Origin of the sequence: Caulobacter sp. S45 (assembly GCF_903642205.1) — a bacterium.
In the GTDB taxonomy this organism is placed as follows: Bacteria; Pseudomonadota; Alphaproteobacteria; order Caulobacterales; family Caulobacteraceae; genus CAHJWH01.
The window spans coordinates 1-4,288 of record NZ_CAHJWH010000204.1 but is presented as its reverse complement, the minus strand read 5'-3'; the positions used below and the strand labels follow the sequence as shown (position 1 = coordinate 4,288).

The 4,288-nt window shown below is 68.1% G+C and carries 2 protein-coding genes and 1 pseudogene; all 3 read right to left on the bottom strand.

Annotated elements, in window-relative coordinates; all coding sequences use genetic code 11:
* Positions 1 to 282: 282 nt before the first annotated feature.
* Positions 283 to 937: pseudogene (locus HUV06_RS14805) on the bottom strand (IS6 family transposase).
* Positions 938 to 1,177: 240 nt separating this feature from the next.
* Complete coding sequence (locus HUV06_RS14800; protein WP_174302017.1) at positions 1,178 to 2,947, bottom strand: ShlB/FhaC/HecB family hemolysin secretion/activation protein; 1,770 nt, start codon at positions 2,945 to 2,947, stop codon at positions 1,178 to 1,180.
* Positions 2,944 to 4,288 (bottom strand): glycosyltransferase (locus HUV06_RS14795; protein WP_174302016.1); only part of this gene is annotated, 1,345 nt, incomplete at its 5' end. The genes HUV06_RS14795 and HUV06_RS14800, both read right to left, overlap by 4 nt.

Genomic DNA, 4,288 nt, shown 5'->3' with positions numbered 1-4,288 from the left:
CCAACAGCCCGCTACCATCGCCTCGATCGGGATGCGGGCGTGGGCTCACAAGTTCTAGTTAGCGGGACTTGGTATTAGGTCAACGCCAGAAATCCGTCTTGGGGTTCTCGGCTGCCGGCATTGTCGCTCGCGAAACTCACTACTGGGCTCCTGCGTGCCTCACCGCGAGGAAGCGGACAGGCTGAACGGCCGCGGAGGATCCGCCAGCACGCATGAGGGGCTTGTCAGGTTAAGCCGCGACAGCTGGTGAGCGGGCGCAAAGGACCCTAGGCCGGCCCTCCCCTACCCTGCTGCGGCGCTGGCTTGCGCCCACGCCTGGTGGGCTGCGGCCCGCAGGATGCGAAGCCCGCGTCGGCTGATCAGGTGGGGCCAGGTGTCGATGGTCGCTCTTGAACGTCTGCATCTTCCGCTCCGGCCTTCGGATCGGCAGGTGGCTGTTCTCAACTTGGTTGTTGGCTCGCCTGCCGCGACATCGGTTGCGGTCGCTGAGGTTCAGCCCACGGAGCGCTGCGCCGTACGAGGCCAGCTTGTCTGTGGTGATGGTCTCGGGATGAACGCCGGTGGTCTTCATCAGCTTGCGGAACAGGCGCAGCGCCGCCTTCCTGTTGCGCCGGGGCTGGATCAGCATGTCCAGCACCACGCCCTCGTCATCCACCGCCCGCCATGGCCAGCGCTTCGCGCCCCCGATCTTCACCACCATCTTGTCCACGCGCCAGCGGCCGGTGGGCCGCGCCTGCCGTCGACGCAGGTTCCTGGCGATCAGCGGGCCGAACTTCAGCGTCCAGCAGCGGATCGTCTCGTAGCTCACCTCGATCCCACGCTCGGCCAGCAGCTCCTCCACGTCGCGGAAGCTCAAGGTGAAGCGAAGATACAGCCACGCCCCATAGCGGATCACCTCCGCTGGAAACCGATGGCGCCTGTAGGAGATGGGCTGCACCGCGAAACTCCCGCCGCACCACCAATCCGGTCGCGGCGGAGACATGTTGCCCTAAATCTGACAGCTCCCCCGGGTACTCTCCGGCACAGGGTTCGACGGATGGCGACGGCCGCTTTGCGCCCAGAGTCAGCCGTTCCTGATCTTTGCGGCTGGATCCAAGAGCGGACGTTCGGCTTACTCGCACCCAGCCACTCGCAGCCGTCGATCGCTCATTGAGCAACTGGACTGCCATGATCGGGGTCAGAAGCTCAGCGCCACCCGGCTCTCCATTCTGAACTGCCCTGACCGGGTGAGGCCCTCGTGCTTGAGCGCCCAGGCGGTGGTCAGGTTGGCGCTGAGGTACTGGCCGAACTGGTAGTCGGCGCCGAACCCTGCACCGATGGGGGTAGAGTCGGCGTGGGTGTACTCGTTCTTGCCGTAGCCGGCGTCCACGAAGGCGAAGGGCGAGAGCTGGTCGGCCAAGCCGCGGCGCAGGTTGGCGAGCACGGCGAGGGTCGGCGTGCGCAGCTCGTTCCTCGCCACCAGCCCTGAGTCGAACACCCCGTCGTCGAGCGTGTAGCCGCGCACCAGCGAGGGGCCGCCCAGCCCGATCTGCTCGGTGAGCGGCAGCGGGTTCGGGGCGTATTGGCCAATGAGGCTGGCGCTGTAGCCGAACGCCCTGGGCAAGGGCGTATAGCGGCTGAGGTCGCCCGAGACGTAGGCATACTCGGCGCTGCGCGAACGCCCCTGCGAGGCCAGGGCGAAGGCCGCGTCGGTGTTGCTGGCGCCCACGCCGCCTGGGCTGATGTGTACGGTCAGGTCCAGCGAGCTGCGGCCCAAGGCGTCGTTCTCCTGGGCGGAGTAGCCGGCATAGACCTGGAACACGTCGGTGACGCCGTTCTGCACCGGCTCGTCGGCGAAGTTGGTTCGGCCGGTCTCGCGCCGCGCCTCCACCCCCACCACCGCCTCGCCAGGCAGCACCGACAGCAGGTTGGAGAGCGCGCTGCGGTAACCGATCGACAGCTCCTCGGTGGTCTGGTGGGCGGTGAAGTCGCCGAACTCGTTGGACTGCACGAAGCTTAAGGACGCCTCGAGGTCCTGGCGCGGCAGGGTGGGGATGACGATGCGCCCGGAGTGGCTGAGATAGAGCGGATCGGGCGCGCCGTTCAGCGGCCGGTCCTGGGAGAACAGCACGTCGTTGGAGCCGGTGAACTGGTAGCTGGCGTAGGCGTCGTGCAGGAAGGGCAGCGCGAAGGTGGTCCCCGCGAAGTAGCGGTCGAACCCGGTCAGCGGCGAGCCCGAGGTGGCGTAGCCCGCCGAGATCGAGACGGGCTGGCTGGCCGTGGTCTGCAGCACCAGCTTCGTTTCTCCGAGATGGTCGCCGGGCTGGAACGCCGCCTGGGTGTTGGCGAACGGATAGCGGTTCAGCCAGTCCAGGTCCTGGGACAGCTTGCGGGCGTCGATAGGCTGGCCGGGCTGGGCGCGCACCCGGCTGGTGACATAGCTGGGGTCATGGACGCCCGTCGCGGTCTTGTGCTTCAGGGTGAACTCGATCACGCGCACCTGAAGCAGGCCTGAGGAGACCTCTTGCTCGGGGGTGGAGACCGAGACCAGGGGGAAGCCGACGGCGCGATAGTCGCGCACGATCTCGGCCTCCACGTCGGCAATCAGCTTGTGCGACAACGGGCGGCCGAGGTAGCGGGCCAGCCTGCGCCGGACGCTCGCAGTCAGCCTCGGCGCGGCGTCCAGGTGCAGGCCGGTGACGGCGCCCGGCTTCGCCGGATCGGTGGGGCCGAGCACCACCAGTCCGGTGAGGTTGGCGCCCAGCGGAGTGGCGTCGGTGTCGCTGGGCGCCACAGGCGTGACGATCACCGATGAGCCGTGCGTCACCTGGGGCGGCAGGTTGCGCTCGATCGCCTGGGCGTAGGCGTGAAGCGGTGCTGTCGCAACGGCCAGCGCTACCAGAAGTGCTCGGCCACCGAGCCGGCGGCGGGCTTGTCGCGGGCCATGGCGCATCAAGGCGGCGTTCATGACTTGCGCGTTCCGCGATCCCCTTCGCCTCGGCTGGCGGCCTCAACCCGGCGAGATGGAAGCGACGGCGATCGGCCAGGCTTGCTGACGGTCGGCTGCAACTCGCTCGCCTCTGTCAGGCGGGTCATGAACGCCACCACAGAAGCGAGTTCAGAGGTCCAGCCGTGTCCCGCCAGCCGAGAGACGGTGCGCGCAGCGTTCGCCCTCAAGGCCGCGTGCTCCTCCCACCCGGTCACCGCCTGGAAGAGCTTGGCGGCTAGGCTTGAAGCCGAGGCCTCGGCGATCAGGCAGGTGACGCCATCCTCGAGCAACCAGTCGTTGGCCTCGTTCCTGAGCGCCACCACCAGCGCGCCGCAGGCCATCAGTTCGAACGGCAGGTAGGACGGGTGCGGGGTAAGCATGGACGACAGGCCCACATGGCAGGTGCGGTAGAGCTCGCCCGTCTGTTCGTAGGGGAGCCAGCCCAGCGGCTCGACCACGCCATCAAGCCCGTAGGCCTTGGGGTCGAACTCGGCGCCGGCGCACAGGATCTCCACCGACGATCCCAGCCGGTGCTTCAGCCGCTTCAGCGCCGCGGCGCTGAGCTCGAAGGCGTTCCTGGGATTGTTGGGCCTGGCGTAGAAGAACACCCGGGCCCGCGGCCAGCGTTGCTCCGCCGGGCCAGGATAGAAGATCTTGCGGTCGATCTGCGGGGTGAAGGCCACCGCCTCGCCGCCGTACCGGTCCTGGTAGATCGCCTTCAGGGGTTCGGTGTTGCAGAGGCCCTCGAAGCCGAACCGATAGGTGAGTTCGGCCTGGGCCGAGGTGGAGCCGGCGGGATAGAACAGCGGCTCGAAGTCCTGGATCAGATACATCTTGCGCGCGCAATTGGTCACCCGCGCCAGCACGTACGCCGTGGTCCACAACGTCGCCACGCCGATGTCGGCAGGCGGGATGCCGGCCAGCTTCTCGGCCGAATCCAGCGCGATGAACTCCGAGCCCTTCAAGCCGGGGAAGGCCGCCAGCACCCGTGTGGCGATGGCCTGGAGTTCGGCGCGGCCGCAGATCAGGAAGCGCTGGTGCACGCCCCGGGTGGACTTCAGCTGGTCGGCGATGCGGAAGGCGGTCATCATGCCCCCGACGCTCACCGCACCGACATCCTGCAGATACCAGTTACAGCTTCCACGCCCGGGCGACAGGATGAACGGCGGCGCCTTGGCGGCGAGGGCCGGCAGCTCGTCCAGATCCAGGTCCACGGCCTCCGCCAGGGCCAGGGCGTCCGCCCCGTAGCGCTCCAAAAGTCCGGCCCGGGGGGGCGGACGCGTCGCGCCGCGGTCAGGCCGCCAGAACGGCAGCTTCATG

Excerpts from the sequence above, each read along its gene's own strand:
- HUV06_RS14800 (WP_174302017.1), bottom strand. The coding sequence starts at position 2,947 with ATGAACGCCGCCTTGATGCGCCATGGCCCGCGACAAGCCCGCCGCCGG.